General features: G+C 42.5%; 20 protein-coding genes. 4 read left to right on the top strand and 16 right to left on the bottom strand.

Annotated features, from left to right (window positions below):
- Positions 1-58: 58 nt before the first annotated feature.
- The 12 genes from ispG to rho form a co-directional block, all read right to left on the bottom strand.
- Complete coding sequence (gene ispG, locus RCH61_RS00900; RefSeq protein ID WP_178007689.1) at positions 59-1,114, bottom strand: flavodoxin-dependent (E)-4-hydroxy-3-methylbut-2-enyl-diphosphate synthase; 1,056 nt, start codon at positions 1,112-1,114, stop codon at positions 59-61.
- A 151-nt stretch (positions 1,115-1,265) separates the two neighbouring features.
- Positions 1,266-1,664, bottom strand: coding sequence for a hypothetical protein (locus RCH61_RS00895; RefSeq protein WP_178007691.1), 399 nt, complete (start codon positions 1,662-1,664; stop codon positions 1,266-1,268).
- Positions 1,661-2,314, bottom strand: a complete 654-nt coding sequence (locus RCH61_RS00890; protein ID WP_178007693.1) for a carbohydrate-binding family 9-like protein — start codon at positions 2,312-2,314, stop codon at positions 1,661-1,663. The genes RCH61_RS00895 and RCH61_RS00890 overlap by 4 nt, the downstream gene beginning before the upstream one ends.
- Before the next feature lie 142 nt (positions 2,315-2,456).
- A complete protein-coding gene (locus tag RCH61_RS00885) occupies positions 2,457-3,305 on the bottom strand; it encodes a DUF368 domain-containing protein (protein ID WP_306479588.1) in 849 nt (282 codons plus the stop codon).
- Positions 3,306-3,308: 3 nt separating this feature from the next.
- Positions 3,309-4,373 carry a histidinol-phosphate transaminase gene (hisC, locus tag RCH61_RS00880; protein WP_306479587.1) on the bottom strand — a complete coding sequence of 355 codons (1,065 nt, stop codon included), beginning with the start codon at positions 4,371-4,373 and terminating at the stop codon, positions 3,309-3,311.
- Positions 4,374-4,404: 31 nt separating this feature from the next.
- Positions 4,405-5,592 carry a pyridoxal phosphate-dependent aminotransferase gene (locus tag RCH61_RS00875; RefSeq protein WP_306479586.1) on the bottom strand — a complete coding sequence of 396 codons (1,188 nt, stop codon included), beginning with the start codon at positions 5,590-5,592 and terminating at the stop codon, positions 4,405-4,407.
- A 5-nt stretch (positions 5,593-5,597) separates the two neighbouring features.
- Positions 5,598-6,497 carry a DUF2156 domain-containing protein gene (locus RCH61_RS00870; protein ID WP_306479585.1) on the bottom strand — a complete coding sequence of 300 codons (900 nt, stop codon included), beginning with the start codon at positions 6,495-6,497 and terminating at the stop codon, positions 5,598-5,600.
- 5 nt (positions 6,498-6,502) lie between these two features.
- Complete coding sequence (prfA, locus tag RCH61_RS00865; protein WP_178007051.1) at positions 6,503-7,573, bottom strand: peptide chain release factor 1; 1,071 nt, start codon at positions 7,571-7,573, stop codon at positions 6,503-6,505.
- A gap of 63 nt (positions 7,574-7,636) precedes the next feature.
- A complete protein-coding gene (gene prmC / locus RCH61_RS00860) occupies positions 7,637-8,512 on the bottom strand; it encodes a peptide chain release factor N(5)-glutamine methyltransferase (protein ID WP_178007049.1) in 876 nt (291 codons plus the stop codon).
- Entirely contained in the window at positions 8,499-9,425 is a 927-nt protein-coding gene (locus RCH61_RS00855) for a DUF1385 domain-containing protein (protein ID WP_306479584.1), read from the bottom strand. The genes prmC and RCH61_RS00855 overlap by 14 nt, the downstream gene beginning before the upstream one ends.
- Before the next feature lie 174 nt (positions 9,426-9,599).
- The gene (gene rpmE / locus RCH61_RS00850; protein WP_009242226.1) at positions 9,600-9,800 is read right to left on the bottom strand and encodes a 50S ribosomal protein L31; all 201 of its coding nucleotides are present in this window, start codon (positions 9,798-9,800) and stop codon (positions 9,600-9,602) included.
- 89 nt (positions 9,801-9,889) lie between these two features.
- Positions 9,890-11,314 carry a transcription termination factor Rho gene (gene rho, locus RCH61_RS00845; RefSeq protein WP_178007402.1) on the bottom strand — a complete coding sequence of 475 codons (1,425 nt, stop codon included), beginning with the start codon at positions 11,312-11,314 and terminating at the stop codon, positions 9,890-9,892.
- Between the two features lie 226 nt (positions 11,315-11,540).
- Between rho and RCH61_RS00840 the strand changes: the two genes are divergently transcribed.
- The 3 genes from RCH61_RS00840 to RCH61_RS00830 are packed head-to-tail and all read left to right on the top strand — an operon-like array spanning position 11,541 to position 14,138.
- Positions 11,541-12,689: an NAD(P)-dependent malic enzyme gene (locus RCH61_RS00840; RefSeq protein ID WP_306479583.1), complete on the top strand. Its 1,149-nt coding sequence runs from the start codon at positions 11,541-11,543 to the stop codon at positions 12,687-12,689.
- Positions 12,689-13,633, top strand: a complete 945-nt coding sequence (locus RCH61_RS00835) for a TIGR01212 family radical SAM protein (RefSeq protein ID WP_178007346.1) — start codon at positions 12,689-12,691, stop codon at positions 13,631-13,633. The genes RCH61_RS00840 and RCH61_RS00835 overlap by 1 nt, the downstream gene beginning before the upstream one ends.
- Positions 13,626-14,138 carry a DUF4364 family protein gene (locus RCH61_RS00830; RefSeq protein WP_178007344.1) on the top strand — a complete coding sequence of 171 codons (513 nt, stop codon included), beginning with the start codon at positions 13,626-13,628 and terminating at the stop codon, positions 14,136-14,138. Before RCH61_RS00835 ends, RCH61_RS00830 begins: the two co-directional genes overlap by 8 nt.
- Here RCH61_RS00830 and RCH61_RS00825 read toward each other — a convergent pair.
- The 4 genes from RCH61_RS00825 to RCH61_RS00810 all read right to left on the bottom strand — a co-directional run bounded on the left by RCH61_RS00825 (position 14,115) and on the right by RCH61_RS00810 (position 17,856).
- On the bottom strand, positions 14,115-15,431 hold the full coding sequence (locus tag RCH61_RS00825) for a replication-associated recombination protein A (RefSeq protein ID WP_178007342.1): 1,317 nt from the start codon (positions 15,429-15,431) through the stop codon (positions 14,115-14,117). The two genes, RCH61_RS00830 and RCH61_RS00825, sit on opposite strands and share 24 nt — an antisense overlap.
- A gap of 21 nt (positions 15,432-15,452) precedes the next feature.
- Positions 15,453-16,202 carry a tRNA threonylcarbamoyladenosine dehydratase gene (locus RCH61_RS00820; protein ID WP_178007340.1) on the bottom strand — a complete coding sequence of 250 codons (750 nt, stop codon included), beginning with the start codon at positions 16,200-16,202 and terminating at the stop codon, positions 15,453-15,455.
- A gap of 28 nt (positions 16,203-16,230) precedes the next feature.
- Positions 16,231-16,926 (bottom strand): polysaccharide deacetylase family protein, encoded by a 696-nt coding sequence (locus tag RCH61_RS00815; protein WP_178007338.1) that lies wholly within the window; start codon positions 16,924-16,926, stop codon positions 16,231-16,233.
- Between the two features lie 87 nt (positions 16,927-17,013).
- Positions 17,014-17,856 carry an AraC family transcriptional regulator gene (locus tag RCH61_RS00810; protein ID WP_306479582.1) on the bottom strand — a complete coding sequence of 281 codons (843 nt, stop codon included), beginning with the start codon at positions 17,854-17,856 and terminating at the stop codon, positions 17,014-17,016.
- A gap of 206 nt (positions 17,857-18,062) precedes the next feature.
- On the opposite strand from RCH61_RS00810, the gene galT reads away from it, so the two are divergent.
- Positions 18,063-19,553, top strand: coding sequence for a UDP-glucose--hexose-1-phosphate uridylyltransferase (gene galT / locus RCH61_RS00805; RefSeq protein WP_306479581.1), 1,491 nt, complete (start codon positions 18,063-18,065; stop codon positions 19,551-19,553).
- Positions 19,554-19,614: the final 61 nt, after the last annotated feature.

Genomic DNA, 19,614 nt, shown 5'->3' with positions numbered 1-19,614 from the left:
GTTTCCGATCTTCTTTCTTCTGTGCGGGTCTGTCCGCATCTCATCGTGTTTCATTAGATTATTCTTTCCAATTTAACAGTTCCTGCCGCAACGTCTCCAGCAGTTCTTCCTCTTTTACCTTTTTTATGATCTCGCCTTTTTTTATAAGAAGACCTTCCCCGATACCTCCTGCAATCCCGATATCAGCTTCTCTTGCCTCTCCCGGACCATTTACAACGCATCCCATAACCGCAACTTTAACATCCAAAGGAATATCCTGAACCATCTGTTCTACTTTATTTGCCAAACCGATCAGATCAATCTTCGTTCTTCCGCATGTCGGACAGGATACAACTTCGATTCCACCTTTTCGAAGACCAAGTGTCTTTAATATCAATTTTGCCGTTCGAATCTCTTCTGCCGGATCTCCGGTCAGAGAAACCCGGATCGTGTTTCCGATTCCTTCATTAAGAATAATGCCAAGTCCGACAGAAGATTTTATATTTCCGGAATAAACTGTTCCCGATTCTGTAATTCCCACATGAAGGGGATAAGGACACTCTTTTGCAATCAGCTCATGTGCTTTTACGCACATCAGCACATCAGAAGACTTAATACTTACAACAAGATTATCATATCCCATCTCTTCGATCATACGAACTTTATCAAGAGCGCTTTCTACAATGGCCTCTGCCGTCACTGCGCCGTACTTTTCTAAAAGATGTTTCTCCAACGAACCGCTGTTTACGCCGACACGAATCGGAATATTGTACGCCTTCGCCTTGTCTACAACTGCCCGAACTTTTTCCACGGAACCGATATTTCCCGGATTGATCCTGATCTTGTCCGCACCGTTTTCGATCGCTGCGATCGCTAATCTGTAGTCAAAATGAATATCTGCCACAAGCGGAATATGGATCTGTTTCTTAATCTCTTTTAATGCCAAAGCCGCTTCCATCGTCGGAACTGCACAGCGGATAATCTCGCATCCCGCCGCTTCAAGCCGCAATATTTGATCAACCGTCTCTTCGATATTTTCTGTCTTTGTATTCGTCATAGACTGGATCGCCACCGGATGATTTCCACCAATCGTCCGATTGCCGATCACAATCTCTTTCGTGTTCTCTCTGTACATGTCCTTCTCCTTTCCTATGCCGCCTTACTGTCTGTCCTGTCTTTCTATTATAACAGAAGAGTTCCGGGAACGGAACTCTTCTGAAACGGATTCGTTATTCTTTATTTAGGAATCTTCTTCCTGATCTTATTCATATAATCTTATGACTGCATCATGATTTCTCTTTACGCACAAACACAAGCTGATCTCCGTATTCACGCTCTGTCAATGTCAGAGTATCTTTTTCAATACTGTAATCATATGTTCCGGAGAGAATTCCTTCTGACTGGGGTTCCTCAGTATGGATCGTAAAAACTTTCGTCTTTGTATCCACTTCAGACTGTACGGTCTCAATCGACTTTTTTTCTTCGTCCGTCACCGTAACTTTTCCGTCACTTTCTATCTTGATAGTTTCTCCGCTGTCCTCGCTGATCCATGTTCCGACAAGTGGATTTCCCACAAAAAGTCTCGTCACAAAAAAGACTGCCACAAGGATAACAAGAATAGAAGAGATCGTAATGATCGTTCTCCAGATTGTGCTTCTTTTCTCTTCGTTATTTTCTAAAATCATAGATTATTTCGTTTCCCTTCTTTTTCAAATTCTCGTCTGACAATTTCCGCATCGGCAAAGAATTCCGGCATATGAAAACTTGGTACGCTTGACAGGATCGGAGAATAAGAAGCATAGTGTTCTATTTCTTTTGTCTCTGACATTTTGTAGAAATTACAGGTAAAATAGCTTCCTTCTCCCAAATTCAGCGGTCCGTAAATCTTCTCCAAAATCCGAACCGGAACTTTCAATTCTGCCGTCCAATCATTTTCGTGCACTTCAACATGACATTCAAATTCCGCGCGTTCCGCCTCTGTAAAATAAGACCTGTACATCCTTCTTGATCCATATTCTGCCCGCAGAACCCCATTTGCATTTATTGAAAAATTCAAGTAATTTTCTTCATTCATCCTTGCAGAAACCGGTTCAAACATCAAATAGACCTCCATTACACTGTCTCTGTAGATTGGATCATTGATGTTCGTATACGTCCGAAGCGGATGATTCTCCTCACAGACTAATTTTAAATAAAATGCATCATTCGGAACAAATCCAATATAACCATACATCGGCGGAAAGTTTTCAGTTCCCCATAATGCATTTTCCACATGAAACGGAGTTAATTCACTCAACTGATCTTTTCTTTCTATTATCGCGACCTCCAGTTTCATACGATACACCTCCTCGGCTTTGCAACAGATCAAAGCTGTTACTGATTAATTATGATTATATATATAATTTATCAGAAAACTTATTGTTTTTCAATCCTTCGTACTGCCAATTTGATTGTGTATCAGGAAAATTTTTAAAAAATTATTCTCCTCCTAATTTTGAAGCGACAAACCATCCGGCTGCAAATGTTACAAGTCCGATCAGCAGTGTCACTACAGAAAAAGCGCTCCAGTCTGTTTTCAGTAAAATCGCAATAGGAGATGCAATGATCAGACCGATAATCGCATAATATGCATGGATCTCTGCTTTTGAAAAAATAAATTCAATCAGTTTCGCTATCAGAAAAATTCCGATCACAACTCCGATTCCAAACGGAATAAGCACTCCGCACTGTGCCAAAATACCGTTCATGTCAAACGCCACGACCGCATCCATTAAGTGATTGATCGTTTTTAAGATCGTGTCATAATATCCGAGCAGCATCAGCATCATAGATCCGCTCACTCCCGGAACAACCATCGTTGCAGCTGCAACCACACCAACACCGAATAATTTAATAGCATTTACGATTCCAAAGCTTACGTCCGCCGCTTTCCCGTTTGTATCGCCCATAAGAGCCATCAAGATCACAATACCAAAAAAGATCAAAAAGGCAATGATCTTTCCCGTCGAAACTGAATGTCCCTTCACCTTGTTAAAAATAAACGGCAGGCTTCCCGCAATCAGTCCGCAAAAAGCAAAATTCGTTGGGATCGGATAATTCTCCAATAAAAATTCAAATAATCTTGAAAGAATAACGATTGCCGCTCCTGCCCCTATAAAAATCGGTATCAGCAGTTTCATGCTGTTCTTAAATTCCGATTTCAGGTGCGTGATTGCATGGATCAGCTTATCATAAAGTCCCATTGCAACCATCATTGTTCCTCCGCTCACTCCCGGAATAATATTGGCAATTCCAACAACCATACCTTGTAACAGTTTTTTAATCATTTTTTATGCTCCTATTTTCTTTTTCAGGAAATCAAGAAGAACCTTCATCTCCTCGTCTGTACCTATTGTAATTCTCAGATAATCTTTTATTTTCGGATCGTTCCAATGCCGCACATAAATGCCCGCTTCTCTCAACTCTTCAAATAATTTTCCCGCGCTATATTTTGGATGGGTCACAAACAGAAAATTCGCTTTTGAATCTGTAAATTCAAATCCAAGCTTTTTCAGTTCTCCTTTGACCTCTTCCCTTGTTTTTACTATCTTACGGACCGTTGTTTCAAAATATTCCCTGTTTTGCAAAGCCGCTGTCCCGCAGGCAATCGCCGCACAGCTCATCGTATATGAGTTAAACGAATATTTAACATCATTTAAACAGCGGATCAGACCCGGATTAGAAACTGCATATCCAATCCTCATTCCAGCCATACTTCTGGACTTTGAAAATGTCTGCGTAACGATCAGATTATCATAACGGCTGATCAGCCCGACTGCCGACTTTCCTGCAAAATCAATATAAGCTTCATCTACGATCACAATGCTGTCTCTGTTATGCTGCAGAATATCTTCGATAAAATCAAGATCTTCATAAATCGCAGTCGGAGCATTCGGATTCGGGAAAATAATTCCTCCGTTTTCCTGATAGTAATCTTCTTTCACAATTTTAAAATGATCATCCAGCTTAGGACAACTATACGGAATCCGATACAAATTTGCCCATACTTCATAAAAAGAGTATGTAATATTCGGAAACAGCACCGGTTTTTCCGAATTGAAAAAAGTAAGGAAACACAGGGAGAGTACGTCATCTGACCCGACTCCTGCAAAGATCTGGTCTTCCCCCACACCGAATTGATCTGCAAGCGCCTTTACAAGTTCTCCTGATGTCGGATCAGGATATAACCGAAACGCATCCTCCTCGATCGCTTTCAGCGCTGTCTTTACTTCCGGCGACGGCGGATATGGATTTTCATTAGTATTCAGTTTCACTACTTTCTGCCGCGGCTGTTCTCCCGGAACATACGGCTCGACTGTGCGAATTTTACTTAAAAGTTCTTTTCTGACCATCATTGTCTCTTCTCCTGCGTCTATTTTCCGTTTTTTATTTGTATTCTTCTGCAAGTTCTTTGAACTTCGGCAAAGAATTCACAATCGTCTCGTAAGCAACGCAATACGCAATACGAACATATCCCGGACATCCGAAAGAACTTCCCGGAACAATAAGTATATTCTGTTTTTTTGCCGCCGCACAAAATGCTTTCTCATCTTCAACCGGAGATTTCACAAACAAATAAAATGCGCCTTCCGGCTTGATGCATTCAAATCCAAGCTCTTTTAATCCATTGTAAAGAGTCTCTCTGTTTTTGTCATAATAAGAAATGTCTGTTTTCGCATTCAAACATGCTTTCACAACTTTCTGCTGAAGAGTGGGCGCATTTACAAAACCAAGAATACGTGTTGCCACACTTGCAGCCGAGATCAGATCTTCACTGTCCGCAGCTTCATTCGGAATGACAAGATATCCGATTCGCTCTCCCGGAAGAGAAAGTGATTTGCTGTAAGAATACCCGACGATCGTATTCGCATAATATTTTGTCAGATAAGGCACGTTCACTCCGTCGTATGCCAGTTCTCTATAAGGCTCGTCCGAAATAAGATAAATATCTGTTCCAAATTCTTCCTGTTTCTTTTCCAGAATCTCAGACATTTTTTTAATCGTTTCTTCTGAGTATACAACGCCTGTCGGATTGTTCGGCGTATTGACGATCACAGCTTTTGTCTTCGCCGTGATCTTTTCTTCAAACTCTGCAAGTTTCGGCTGAAACGTCTCTGTGTCAGGTGATACCTCGACGATCACACCGTCATAATTGTTGACATAACTTCTATATTCTCCAAAATATGGCGCAAATACGATCACTTCATCCCCTGCGTTCAAAAGCGACTTCAAAATAACATTCAGTCCTCCTGCTGCGCCAACTGTCATGACAATATTTTTCCCTTCAAAAGATGTTCCGAAACGGTCATTTAAAGATTCTGCCACCGCCTCACGGACATCTTCATATCCTGCATTGCTGTTCGTATAACCGTGAAGAGAGATCGGATCTTCCTCATTTAAAAGCTCGATAATCGCATTTTTCACCGCTTCCGGCGCCGGAACGTTCGGATTGCCGAGGCTGAAATCAAATACATTTTCTGCACCATACAACTTTGCCAAACGATTTCCTTCTTCAAACATCGCGCGGATCGCAGAACTGTTCGCTACCATATTTTCCATCTTTTTTGATATCATAACTTTCACTCCATTTCTTTTACAATTCCTTTTTCCTCAAGAAATACCGGTCTGTAAGAAAGCTTTGCCTTGCGAAGTCCCTCGGCTCCGGTATCTTCTTCCCGATTTACATATTCGTACTCCATACATTCATGCTGTACAAACTGCTGATTAATCATCGGATATGCTCCGTCCACCTCAGCGAACGCCTTTTCAATATGAACAACAAACGTATCGTCACTGACAGGCTCTCCGACCGTAAATGCCACGATTTGTCCGCCTGCCTTTAATACGCCTCCTCTTAATCCGAGTTCTTTATACAGACGCAGAGAATTGAGCGTCACGCACATCTCCGCATTTTTTTCCGGATCATCTTCGCATCCGTTCTTATTTCTCCATTTCAAAGCCATCTGAAAACAGTCTTCCACGTTATCATCTGTCAGCGTTTCGTAACTCCAGTCAGGATAAAGATTTTTAAACTTATTAATGTGATTTCTCTTTGCATGAAGTTTTTTCCCTGCCAAAGAAGCCAGCTTCTCTGTCTCATACACATAATCTGCCAGATCTCTGTTATACTCAATCGCAAATTTGTGCGGATACCACTCTTCCATCTGTGCAAACATGCCAGGAGTCACATTGTATAGTATAAAAGGAACTTCTTTTTCCCTGCAATATTCCATAAGAAATTCAAGCGCTTTCTTAACATTTGCCGGTTCTCCCGCCGGATAAGTGAAGGCGATCCCTCTTCCGCTGTCTCTAAAAACAAGAGTATCTTCAATGATCGCATACTGCACTTTATAATGTCTGGACCAAAGATACACATTTACAAATGTTCTTTCACAGCTCCTGCTCGGCGCCTTCTTAAAATAAGTAGAGATGATCTCTTTATCTTCCAGCTCCGGACGTTTAAAAGTCGGTTCTGTCATACGTTCTATCCCTCCATTTTCGCCAGCTTGGCCGTTTGGTCTGCCGCGATCAAACTGTCAATGATCTCATCTAAATCTCCGTTTAATATCGTATCTAACTTGTGCAAAGTCAGCTTAATACGATGATCTGTAACTCGTCCCTGCGGAAAATTATAAGTTCTGATCTTTTCCGAACGATCTCCTGTACCGATCTGACTTCTTCTCGCCTCTGCCTCTGAAGCCTGTTTCTTCTCCATCTCTAAATCATACAATTTTGAACGGAGCAGGCGGAACGCTTTTTCTTTATTCTGAAGCTGTGATTTCTCTGTCTGACTGTAAATTACAATTCCTGTCGGATAATGAGTCAGACGAACCGCAGAGTCTGTTGTATTGACACACTGTCCTCCATTTCCCGAGGCGCGCATAACATCAATACGAATATCTTTCTCATCGATCACTACGTCAACTTCTTCTGCCTCCGGCATGATCGCAACCGTGATCGTAGAAGTATGGATACGTCCGCCGCTCTCTGTCTCAGGAACACGCTGAACCCTGTGAACTCCGCTTTCATATTTCAATCTGGAATAAGCTCCCTGTCCTGTAATCATAAATACACACTCTTTGAATCCGCCGATTCCGTTTTCATTCAAAGAGATCATCTCTGTTTTCCATCTGCGGCTGTCTGCGTAGTGAACGTACATCCGATAAACTTCGGCTGCAAAAAGAGCCGCTTCATCTCCGCCCGCACCCGCTCGAATCTCAACGATAACGTTCTTATCATCATTCGGGTCTTTCGGAAGAAGGAGGATCTTCAATTCCTGTTCCAGTTCTTCCACCCGTTTTCTCGAATCATTCAGTTCTTCTTTCGCAAGCTCTCTCATTTCCTCATCAGACTCTTCTTCAAGCATTGCCAGACTGTCGTCAATGTTCTGTTTACATTGCTTGTACTCATTATAAGCCTCCACGATCGGTGCAAGATCACTTTGCTCCTTCATCAATTTTCTGAACCTTACAGGATCGTCTGCCACACCCGGTTCCTGCAGTTCTCCCATAACTTCTTCATATCGAATCAACAAATCTTCTAATCTGTCAAACATTTCTCTTATCCTTTCCTGTATACTTCAACTGTACACTTCCCTGTATATTTTCTATACACTTTTTCAACTATACATGCCATACACGACGCGGTCAAGTCCCGCAAGATCTTTTTTCACTTCAATCTTTACATAACCTGCCTCTTGCAGCAGCCCGCTTACAGCTTCCGCCTGATCGTATCCGATCTCAAAAGCAAGCCAGCCGCCATGCTTTAAATACGTGCCGCTTTCTTTTATGATCCTTCGATAAAAATAAAGACCATCCTCTTTTCCGTCTAATGCTTCAAATGGATCATATAGCCTTACTTCCTCTTGCAGTGTTTGTATTTCCTCCGTCCGTATGTACGGCGGGTTTGAAAGAATCATATCGAAACTTCCTTCTATATTTTCAAACAGATCGCCTTTTATAAACTCCGCTTCTATTCCCAATCTTTTCGCATTCTCAGCGGCAACTGCAAGAGCCTCTTCGGACAGATCTGCTCCTACGCCTGAAAGATCTTCTCCCGAACTTTTAGCGCCATTCTTTTCTGCATGCCAAAGCACACTAAGAAGAATACACCCTGAGCCTGTGCAAAGATCAAGCAGCCGGATCTTCCCTTTTGTTTTTCTCTCTTTTTCCAACAGACATAACGCCTGTTCCACAAGCGTCTCCGTATCCTGACGGGGAATGAGAACATGCTCATTTACCGAAAATGTAAGTCCCATAAATTCCTGTACTCCGGTAATATGCTGAAGAGGGATCCGATCCGCCCGTCTTTGTATGCTTTCTTTATATTGAGCCGCCTCATCTTTCGTCAGCTCTTTTTCAGGGTAGGCATAAAACAAAGCCCTGCTGATTTTTGTCACATTTTCCAACAAATACCACGCATCCAGACGGAACTCTTCAATTCCCGCCTCTTCCAGCCGTTTTATCCCCCACGCATACGCCTCATGATAATTCATAATTATTCTCCTGCCACATACGCCAGTCAAACACTTTTTCCACCGCGCAAATCGCCACTTCGATCATACTGTCGTCCGGTTCTTTCGTCGTCATGTTCTGCACCCACATTCCCGGTTTGCTCAGAAGATTTATCACCGGATTGTCACTGTTCCCCGCCAGTTTGATTATCTCATAAGAGACACCTGCGATCAGCGGAAGAAGCGCCAATCTAATGACAATACACATTGACTGCGACTCTGCCGTAATAAAGAAACAAAATACAACGCTTACAATCATTACGAAGAAAAGAAAACTTGTCCCGCACCGTTTGTGCTGCTTGGAACTTTTCCTTACATTCTCTACATTTAATTCCATTCCATGTTCGATACAATTAATACATTTATGCTCTGCGCCATGATACATAAACGTCCTTTTAATATCTTTTGTTTTTGAAATAAGAAAAATATAGATCAAGAAAATTGCAACACGGATCACACCTTCAAAAACAGTCACCACGAAGCGGGATGACGTAAAATGTTTCAAAAATCCACTTAACGTATACGGAAGGATCATAAATAAAGCCGCTGCCGCCAGCAGTGAAATAACGACTGTAATATTCATGATTATCTTCTCTTTCTTTTCTCTTTTTTCTGCCTCTTCTTTCGTCAAAAGTTCCCCGTCCTCTTCTTCCTCAAAAAAATCAGCCGAATACATCAACGTCTTCATCCCGAGAACGAGAGAATCCACAAAATTAAAAATTCCTCTGATAAACGGAATCTTCAAAGGAGTCTTCCACGGGATCACACTGTGGTACTCCCACACCTGAGCCTCTATCTCTCCATCCGGCTTTCTTACTGCCACAGAATACTTTCCGCCGTTTCTCATCATGATGCCTTCCAGCACTGCCTGTCCGCCAATATTTGATGACCGCATAATTCTCCTGTTTTCTCCTTTACTGTCTGTCAAAATTTAACTATAACTGTATCACCGGACTTTTTATTTTTCTCTCCGGTCTTTTTGTAATGCCGGAAAAATTCAAAAAATGTTCTCAGTAATACAAAGAAAAGAGGCTGAGATGATCCCACCTCAGCCTGCTTCATTCGCTTCTTATTTAATACCGTATTTTTTATTGAACTTATCAACACGGCCGCGTGCCTGTGCTGCTTTCTGCTGTCCTGTATAGAACGGATGGCATTTGGAGCAGATTTCAACGTGGATGTTCTCTTTTGTAGAACCTGTTACAAATGTGTTTCCACAGTTGCAAGTCACAGTTGCCTGATGATATTCTGGATGGATTCCTTCGCGCATGATTTTCACCTCTCTATTTTAAAATACTATTATAATCTCTAAACAGCTTCCTCATTGTATCACAAGATATTGCCTTTTGCAACTATTTTTTAGATAAACTTCTGACGGATCACCTGCTGCACTAATTCAACATTTGATTTTGTCCTTGAAAACATGTTGATCAGGTTGTCCGCAGCTTCTTCCGCTTTCATTCCGTTCAGCGCTTTACGGATAATGTAACTGGCTTCCTGCTCTTCTTTATTCAGAAGAAGATCTTCTCTTCGCGTTCCTGACCGCGGAATATCAATCGCCGGAAATACCCTTTTTTCCTGTAATTTCCGATCAAGCATAAGCTCCATATTTCCTGTTCCCTTGAATTCCTCGTATACGACGTCATCCATCTTGCTTCCTGTCTCTACAAGCGCAGTTGCCAAAATCGTAAGGCTTCCGCCTTCTCTCATATTTCTTGCCGCTCCGAAAAAGCGTTTCGGGCTATACAGAGCCGCCGGATCAAGACCGCCTGACAATGTTCTTCCTGACGGCGGAACCGTCAGATTATACGCTCTGGACAATCTTGTAATGCTGTCCAAAAGAATCATCACATCCTGACCATGTTCTACAAGACGTTTTGCCCGTGCGATCAGCATTTCCGATACTCTTTTATGATGTTCCGGAAGTTCATCAAATGTAGAGTAGATCACTTCTACATTCGGTCCTTCTATCGCCTCTTTAATGTCAGTCACTTCCTCAGGACGTTCATCGATCAATAATATAAGAAGATGCATCTTCGGATCTGTCTTCTGTACAGAAAGTGCTACTTCTTTCAAAAGAGTTGTTTTTCCTGCTTTCGGCGGGGAAACAATCATTCCCCTTTGCCCCTTTCCGATCGGAGAGATCAGATCTATGATCCGCATTGCCGTACTGCTGCCCGGATGTTCCAAACGGATCCTTTCATTCGGGAAGATCGGTGTCAATTCCTCAAAATTCGGTCTTTTCGCCGCTTCTGACGGGTGGTAGCCATTCACTGTCGTCACATAGAGAAGTGCGCTGAATTTTTCGCTCTGTGTCTTAATCCTTGTATTTCCTGACAAGATATCTCCTGTTTTTAATCCAAAGCGCCGAATCTGTGCAGGCGATACATATACGTCATTTTCTCCCGGAAGATAATTGTCACTTCGAATAAAACCAAAGCCGTCCGGCATTACTTCCAGTAAGCCGCTTACAGAACATCCGCTGTCAAGTTGTTCGATATCTGTCTCCGCTTTTTTCTCGCGAGCTTCTTTATGTTCTTTGTTTTCTTTAGAATCCTCGCTTACTTTTTCATCTTTCTTTTGCTCTTCTGTTTCCTTATCCGGCTTTTCCAAAACGCTTTCTGTTTGTTCTGAAAGCTTTTCCTTTTCTTCCTGCTCATCAAGACGTATCATCGCCTCAATCAGATCCGCCTTTTTTAATGTAGAAACGCCTTTCATTTTTCTCACTTTTGACAATTCTTTTAACGTTGCCAGCGGAAGAGATTCATATTTTTCTCTCGTCATAATCCAACCCTTTCATGAAATATAAATAAATCATTCTCTTCTGTTTTTCAATTTTAAAATTTCTTGAATGCTCCGGGAATCACTGTCTGAAATGACATATAATTGACAAATTCGCTAAACATGTACTTTCATTATACATTTCGTTCCTGCCCTTGTCAAGACAGGGGCAGAAGTGCTATGATAATAGAAATTACGCAAAATGATAATTACAAGTGAGGTAAGCAAAATGTCAAATAGCGAAAAAGCACTTCAGATGCATGAACAATGGAACGGGAAACTGGAGACAACGGCAAAAGCCCATGTCAATTCCCGTGAAGATCTGGCGATTGCCTACACGCCGGGAGTAGCAGAACCTTGCAAGGTCATCGCAAAAGATCCGGAAGCCGCATACAAATATACGATCAAGTCCAACACAGTCGCCGTCGTATCCGACGGAAGCGCTGTACTCGGACTTGGAAATATCGGCGCACTTGCCGCAATGCCGGTCATGGAAGGAAAGGCTGTCCTTTTCAAAGAATTCGGCGGCGTCAACGCAGTACCGATCTGTCTTGACACACAAGATACCGAGGAAATCATCCGCACAGTCGTAAACATTGCTCCGGCATTCGGCGGAATCAACCTGGAAGACATCTCTGCTCCCCGCTGTTTCGAGATTGAAACGCGGTTAAAAGAACTTCTCGATATTCCTGTTTTCCACGATGACCAGCATGGAACTGCCATCGTCGTACTTGCAGGAATCATCAACGCTTTGAAAGTGACCGGAAAAGAAAAAGAAAATTGCCAAGTTGTCGTAAACGGAGCCGGAAGCGCCGGAGTTGCGATTACAAAGCTTCTTTTGAATTACGGTTTTACAAATATTACAATGTGTGATATCAACGGAATCATTTCCAAAGACTCCAAGAATTTAAACTGGATGCAAAAAGAAATGGCAGAAGTAACGAATCTTCAAAACGCTTCCGGAACTTTAGCCGATGCCCTGAAGGGCGCAGATATCTTCGTAGGTGTTTCTGCTCCCGGTATCGTCACTGAAGAAATGGTCGCTTCTATGAACAACGACGCGATTCTCTTCGCCATGGCAAATCCGGTTCCTGAGATCATGCCTGATCTTGCCAAAGCAGCCGGAGCAAAAGTTGTCGGAACAGGCCGTTCTGATTTTCCGAATCAGGTAAATAATGTCGTTGCCTTCCCTGGTATCTTCAAAGGAGCTTTAGAAGGACGAGCATCTCAGATTACGGAAGAAATGAAACTGGCTGCCGCGAAAGCCATCGCCGGACTTGTTCCTGATGACGAACTTTCTGAAAACAACATTTTACCGCAGGCATTTGACCCATGTGTTGCAGAAACGGTCAGCCGCGCAATAAAGGAATTAATTTAATGACTCCTGTTTTTTCGCAGTCCCAACCGGATAAGGAACGTTACTCTTCTCTCAATCTCCATCTGCATCATTTATTTGGAGAAAAAGTATATAAGGTCACTCTCAACGGAGGTATGACTTGTCCCAACAGAGACGGTCATGTCGGAACCGGCGGATGCATCTTCTGCAGCGCAATGGGATCAGGAGACTTTGCAGGAAACGCCGCTCTTTCGATCACAGAACAGCTTCGCGAAGGGAAAGCCAAGATAAAGGAAAAACGCCCGGTACGCAGATTCATCGCTTACTTTCAGGCATTTACAAATACTTATGCACCTGTAGATTATCTGGAAAAAGTATTTACAGAGGCAATCAACGATCCTGACGTCTGTGCTCTTTCCATTGCCACAAGACCGGACTGTCTGCCCCCTGCCGTACTTGAGCTTTTGGACAGGCTGAATCAAATCAAACCTGTCTGGGTGGAACTGGGACTTCAGACAATCCATCCCCAAACAGCGCGCTTCATCCGGCGTGGATACCCTTTGGAAGTTTTTGATGAAGCGGTACGACAGCTCCGAAAACGGGGGATTACCGTCATCGTTCATGTCATCCTCTTTCTTCCGAATGAAACGAAAGAGATGATGCTTGATACGATCAACCATTTAAACACGCTTGATATTCAGGGGATCAAGCTGCAGCTTCTTCATATATTAAAAGGAACAGATCTTGCCGCCGTTTACGAAAAATCCCCGTTTCATATACCTGACATGAAGGAATATATCGAGATTCTCGGCGCATGTATCGCAAAGCTGCGCCCTGATATCGTCATCCACAGACTGACCGGAGACGGACCGAAAGAGCTTCTCATTGCGCCGCTGTGGACAAGTGCAAAAAGGACTGTCTTAAACCGGTTTCATCAATATTTAAAACAACAAGACATTTGGCAGGGAAAGGATTATCATGGCTGAAACATTTACATTGTATAAACTGATCATACTCTATATGCTGAACAAAGTTGATTTTCCGCTCACTACTTCTCAGATATCGGAATTTGTACTTGATAAAGGGTATACAACTTACTTTAAATTGCAGGAAGCGATTTCCGAACTGACACAATCCGAACTGATCCGTACTGAGACAACCCATAATCGGACACTTTATCATCTTACAGAAAGCGGCGCGGAGACGATCCATTATTTCAGCAATAAGATCTCACCCGCGATCCGCAAAGACATTGATGATTTTCTGACAGAAAAACAATACGATTTAAAAGAGGAAGTATCAGTAAAAGCTGATTACTATCTGAACACAAATAAAGAATATGAAGCAAGATGCCAGATTGTAGAAAACGGCTTCAGCCTCATCGATCTGAAACTGACCGTTCCGACCGAAAAAGAAGCCGAAGCCATTACGAATCACTGGAATTTAAAAAGTCAGGAGATCTACACTTTACTCCTCACGAATCTTCTCTAAATATTCCTGCATCCTTTTTTCATATCCTAAGATGCCCGGTTCATAGAAACGGGCATCTTTTATTTCATTCGGAAGATATTGCTGTTTCACATAGTGCCCCGGAAAATCATGTGCATATTTATACCCAATCCCATGACCAAGTTTTTGAGAACCTTTGTAATGAGCATCCTGAAGATGCGAAGGTACCGTTGTCTGATGAGTTTTCACAGCTTCATTTGCAGCAAAAATCGCATTGACCGCAGAATTGCTTTTCGGCGCACATGCCACATAAATTACTGCCTGAGATAAAATAATCTGTGATTCAGGCATTCCAATACGCTCTACTGCCTGCGCTGCAGAAACAGCAACAGTCAGCGCCATCGGATCCGCATTTCCCACATCCTCCGCCGCGCAGATCATGATACGGCGGGCAATAAACTTCACATCTTCTCCTGCATACAGCATTTTTGCCAGATAGAACACTGCTGCATCAGGATCTGATCCACGCATACTTTTAATAAACGCCGAGATAATATCATAATGGTTATCCCCTTTTTTATCATAATTTATGACTCTTTTCTGGATACATTCCGATGCAACTTCAAGTGTAATGTGAATGATCCCGTCTTCCGACCTTTTCGTTGTCAAAACGCCAAGTTCAACCGCATTCAGAGCACTTCTTGCATCTCCTCCAGATACGTCCGCCAAAAATTCAAGAGCATCCTCATCCAGCTCGGCATGAAAACTTCCCAAGCCTTTTTCTTCATCGTTCACCGCCCGCAGCAGAAGTGTTTTAATATCTTCTTTTTCAAGTAATTTTAATTCAAACACCGCGGAGCGTGAGATCAAAGCGCTGTTCACCTCAAAATACGGATTCTCCGTTGTGGCTCCGATCAAAATAACCGTTCCATCCTCCACGAACGGAAGCAGATAATCCTGCTGCCCTTTGTTAAACCGATGGATCTCATCAATAAAAAGAATGGTTCGTTTTCCGTACATTCCCTGCATATCCTTTGCCCGTCTTACGACTTCTTCCATATCTTTTTTCCCTGCAACAGTTGCATTGATCTGTTGAAACTCAGCGCTTGTCGTATTTGCGATCACTTTCGCAAGCGTCGTTTTGCCGGTTCCCGGAGGCCCGTAGAAAATGACCGAACTAAGTTTGTCCGCCTTGATCGCCCGGTATAACAGCTTATCCTTTCCTATAATATGCTGTTGTCCAACCACTTCATCAAGAGTCTTCGGCCGCATTCTGGAAGCCAGCGGCGATTCTTTCTCCTTCTTTGTCTCCCGCATATAATCAAATAAATCCATCTGTTTCTCCTTCTGTCTTTCCTATCCTTTTTCTCCAGCTTCTCTCTGCCCAACCCCGGTCAGACTGCGGATCACTTCTCCCGCTATCAAAAGTCCTGCCACAGGCGGAACAAAAGAAATGCTCCCAGGAACCGATCTTCTCATTCCCTGATCTTCCCCTGTCGTACGTCCTGACGTATCGATTGGTTTTTCTTTTGAATACAATACTTTTAAATGGATAATCCCACGATTTTTTAATTCTTTTCTCATCACTTTACAAAGCGGGCACATACTTGTCTTTGACAGATCTGAGATCTCAAACAATTCTCCATGAAGCTTATTTCCGGTTCCCATACTGCTGATGATCGGAATACTTTTCTCTTTGGCATACTGAACGATCGCAATTTTGGCGCTGACTGTATCAATGGCATCCACGATATAATCTACCGGTCCAATCTGTCCAAAAATCTGTTCTGTATTTTGAGGCAGCACAAACGTCTCATATGTCTCGACTGCAATCTTCGGATTAATATCCCGAATCCTCTCCTTCATAACCTCTGTCTTCATCCTGCCGATTGTACTGTGATAAGCAATGGACTGCCGATTAATATTTGTAAGAGATACTTCATCATTATCGATCAGCACTAATCTTCCCACCGCAGATCTTGCCAAAGCTTCAATACAGTGGGAACCCACGCCGCCTACGCCGAACACTGCGACAGACGACTTCTTTAACTTCTCCACCCCTTCACTGCCAAGCAAAAGCTCTGTTCTTGAATACTCATTTATCATCTGTTTTTCCATCCTATCTTTCATAATATCACTCAACAAGTAATTCGTCCGCCGTCACGAACTCATAACCTTTTTCTTCCATAATATCAATAATCTTTAATGCCGCTTCCACCGATTCTCCATAACAGTCATGCATGAGAATGATATCTCCGTCTTCCGTATCTTTCGTCACTTCCCGAACGATCTGTCCTACATTTTTCGTAACCCAGTCGCGCGAATCCACCGTCCATTTCACATATAATTTTTCCGGATCTTCCCCACTTTTTGGCATTGCGCCAAAGGGCGGACGGATGAATTCTGTTTTTTGACCTATCATTTTTTCGATCGCCGCATCTGTCATCTTAAGTTCCGTTTCCGCCTCTTTTTCTCCAAGCTTCGACAGATCTACATGATGATACGTATGATTTCCGATAAGATGTCCTTCTTCATACATTCTTTTTACGATTTCCGCGTTCCCCTCTTTTTCCAAATTCGCCCCGATCAGAAAAAAAGTTGCTTTGACTCCCCGCTCTTTCAATCCGTCCAAAAGCTTTGAAGTATGCTCCCTGCTCGGTCCGTCATCAAATGTAAGCGCAAGTTTTGGTTTCTCAGTCTGCTGTTCTTCTGTCTTCACTGTAATCTGTCCTGCATCAACCGGAACAGCCATTTGAAAATCGACCGGAAAGAAACGAAGCACTGCTGCCAGCGCCAATATCTGCATCCATATTTTTCTGTTTCGCTCCATCACATATCTGCCTTATTCTTCTCTTCTTTCCCAGTATATGTTCTTCTGCCCCTGCGGATGCACACAGAGAGCATCATTAGAAAGCCGTCACCTGTTTTCGGAATGACTTTTGCGATATTCAGAAGGACTTTTCCCTTTCTGCTTACGAAACGCCTTGGAAAAATAAAGATTATTTTCAAATCCAACGGAATATGCAATCGCCGATACAGACAACGTTGTTTCCCTTAAAAGCCTGCATGCCTGCTTGATCCGGTATTCTGTCAGATACTCTTTCGGAGATCTATTCATATAGTTTTGAAAAGAGCGGAACAAATGACTCCGGCTGATTCCGACATAGGAAGCAATCTCTTCCACTGTGATCGGATAAGAATAATTTGTCTCGATATAACTTTCCGCTTTCTCCGCATATGTAAGCTGAATCTCTTTTTCCTTTTCCTCATGATCTGCATAATGCATAAACACAGCTAACAGGCTGTACAATTCTCCGGTCATTGCAACAGCCGCTTCATAAGTATTCCCTTTTGCATTATAAATCCGTTCCAACCCTTCCCGAATCCTTTCCTCCGGAATCCTTCCTTTTAAAATATAGGGAGTATCTCTGCTAAATTCCGTGTTTCTTATAAGAGACGCCGCATCTGCTCCCATAAACCCTGCCCATGCATATTCCCACGGCATATCGGCATCCGCCTGATACCGCAGTTCTACTCCCGGATAAAGAATGAATGTATCACCGGCTTCCAAATGCTTTGACACGTTTTTCGTACAATAATATCCGCTTCCTGATAGAATATGGTGAATGCAGTAATGATCTCTCACCCCCGGTCCCCATTGATAATTCGGTTCACATCTTTGATATCCGACATTATATACAGACAAAGAATTAAGCAGATTCTCTCCCACTTTATATGAATGTTTATATGACTCTGACATCGTATTTCCTTTCTTGGCAACTCCTCATATATGTCTGTAGTTAAACCACATCTATTATAAGCTTTTTCTCCTGCTAAGCGCAACATTTTTACATGAATCTGCACGGATTTTTTATATACCTTTTCCGGCTTTCATTCTATACTATAAACAGAGAATCTATTATCGGTTTATTTTTTATTTCACTATAAAACAAAAGGAGTACGATTATGTTTTATGAATCAATCAAAAAATTAGTGCAGTATGGAATCAACACCGGTCTTACACCAGAATGCGAACGTGTTTACACAACAAATCTTTTGCTGGAGCTTTTCCACGAAGACAATTACGAAGACATCGACTGCGATGTAACAGATCTGGATCTTGAAACAATCCTGAAAGAGCTTTTAGACGAAGCAGTAAAACGCGGGATCATAGAAGACAGCGTTACATACCGTGATCTGTTCGATACGAAAATGATGAACTGTCTGATGCCCCGTCCGGCACAGATTCAAAAAGAATTTAAAGAAAAATATAACATTTCCCCTGAAGAAGCGACTTCCTACTATTATAAATTAAGTCAGGACAGCGATTATATCCGCCGCTACCGCATTAAAAAAGACCGGAAGTGGACGGTGGAAACAAAATACGGAACACTGGATATTACGATCAATCTTTCAAAACCGGAAAAAGATCCGAAAGCGATCGCGGCGGCAGGAAAGGCAAAATCCGTTTCCTATCCGAAGTGTCAGCTCTGCATGGAAAACGAAGGATATGCAGGCCGCTCCAACCATCCTGCAAGAGAAAATCATCGAATTATTCCGATTACGATCCAGGGAACTAATTGGGGCTTTCAATATTCTCCTTATGTTTATTATAACGAGCACTGTATCGTCTTTAACGGAGAACATATTCCGATGAAGATCGATCGGAATGCATTTGCAAAATTATTTGATTTTATCAAATTATTCCCCCACTATTTTCTCGGATCAAACGCAGATCTTCCGATCGTAGGGGGCTCGATCCTAAGCCATGACCACTTCCAGGGAGGAAATTATACTTTCGCAATGGCAAAAGCTCCGATCATCGAAAACTTTACTGTACCCGGATACGAAGACGTAACGGCAGGTATTGTAAAATGGCCTCTTTCTGTTATCCGACTGCGCGGAGAAAACACAGATCGGATCATTGATCTTGCAGAGCATATCCTTTCAAAATGGCGCTCTTATACAGATGAAGAAGCTTTTATTTTCGCTGAGACAGATGGTGTTGCGCATAACACGATCACTCCGATCGCCCGTAAAAAAGACGGTCTGTACGAATTGGATCTGACACTTCGAAACAACATTACGACCGAAGAACACCCTCTCGGCGTGTATCATCCGCATGAGGAACTTCACCATATCAAAAAGGAGAACATCGGTCTGATCGAAGTTATGGGACTCGCAGTACTTCCTGCAAGGCTCAAAGGAGAAATGGAACTTCTGAAAGAATACATTTTAGAGAAAAAAGACATCCGCAGCAACGAACAGATTGCAAAACATGCTGACTGGGCTGAGGCTTTCCTCAAAAATTATGATGACGTAACCGAGGAAAATATCGAACACATCTTAGAACAGGAAGTCGGAAAAGTATTCTGCAAAGTACTGGAAGACGCCGGTGTCTACAAATATACAGAGGATGGAATCAAAGCGTTCAAACGTTTTATATCTGCACTTTAGCAAAAAGTCTGACAACAAAAAGACAGGCATGGAAGAAAACAATTTCTTCCATGCCTGCTTT

It is taken from the genome of Mediterraneibacter sp., assembly GCF_030825015.1.
Taxonomy (GTDB): Bacteria; Bacillota; Clostridia; order Lachnospirales; family Lachnospiraceae; genus Mediterraneibacter.
The sequence above is the reverse complement of the archived record's forward strand: the minus strand, read 5'-3'. Positions and strand labels throughout refer to the sequence as shown.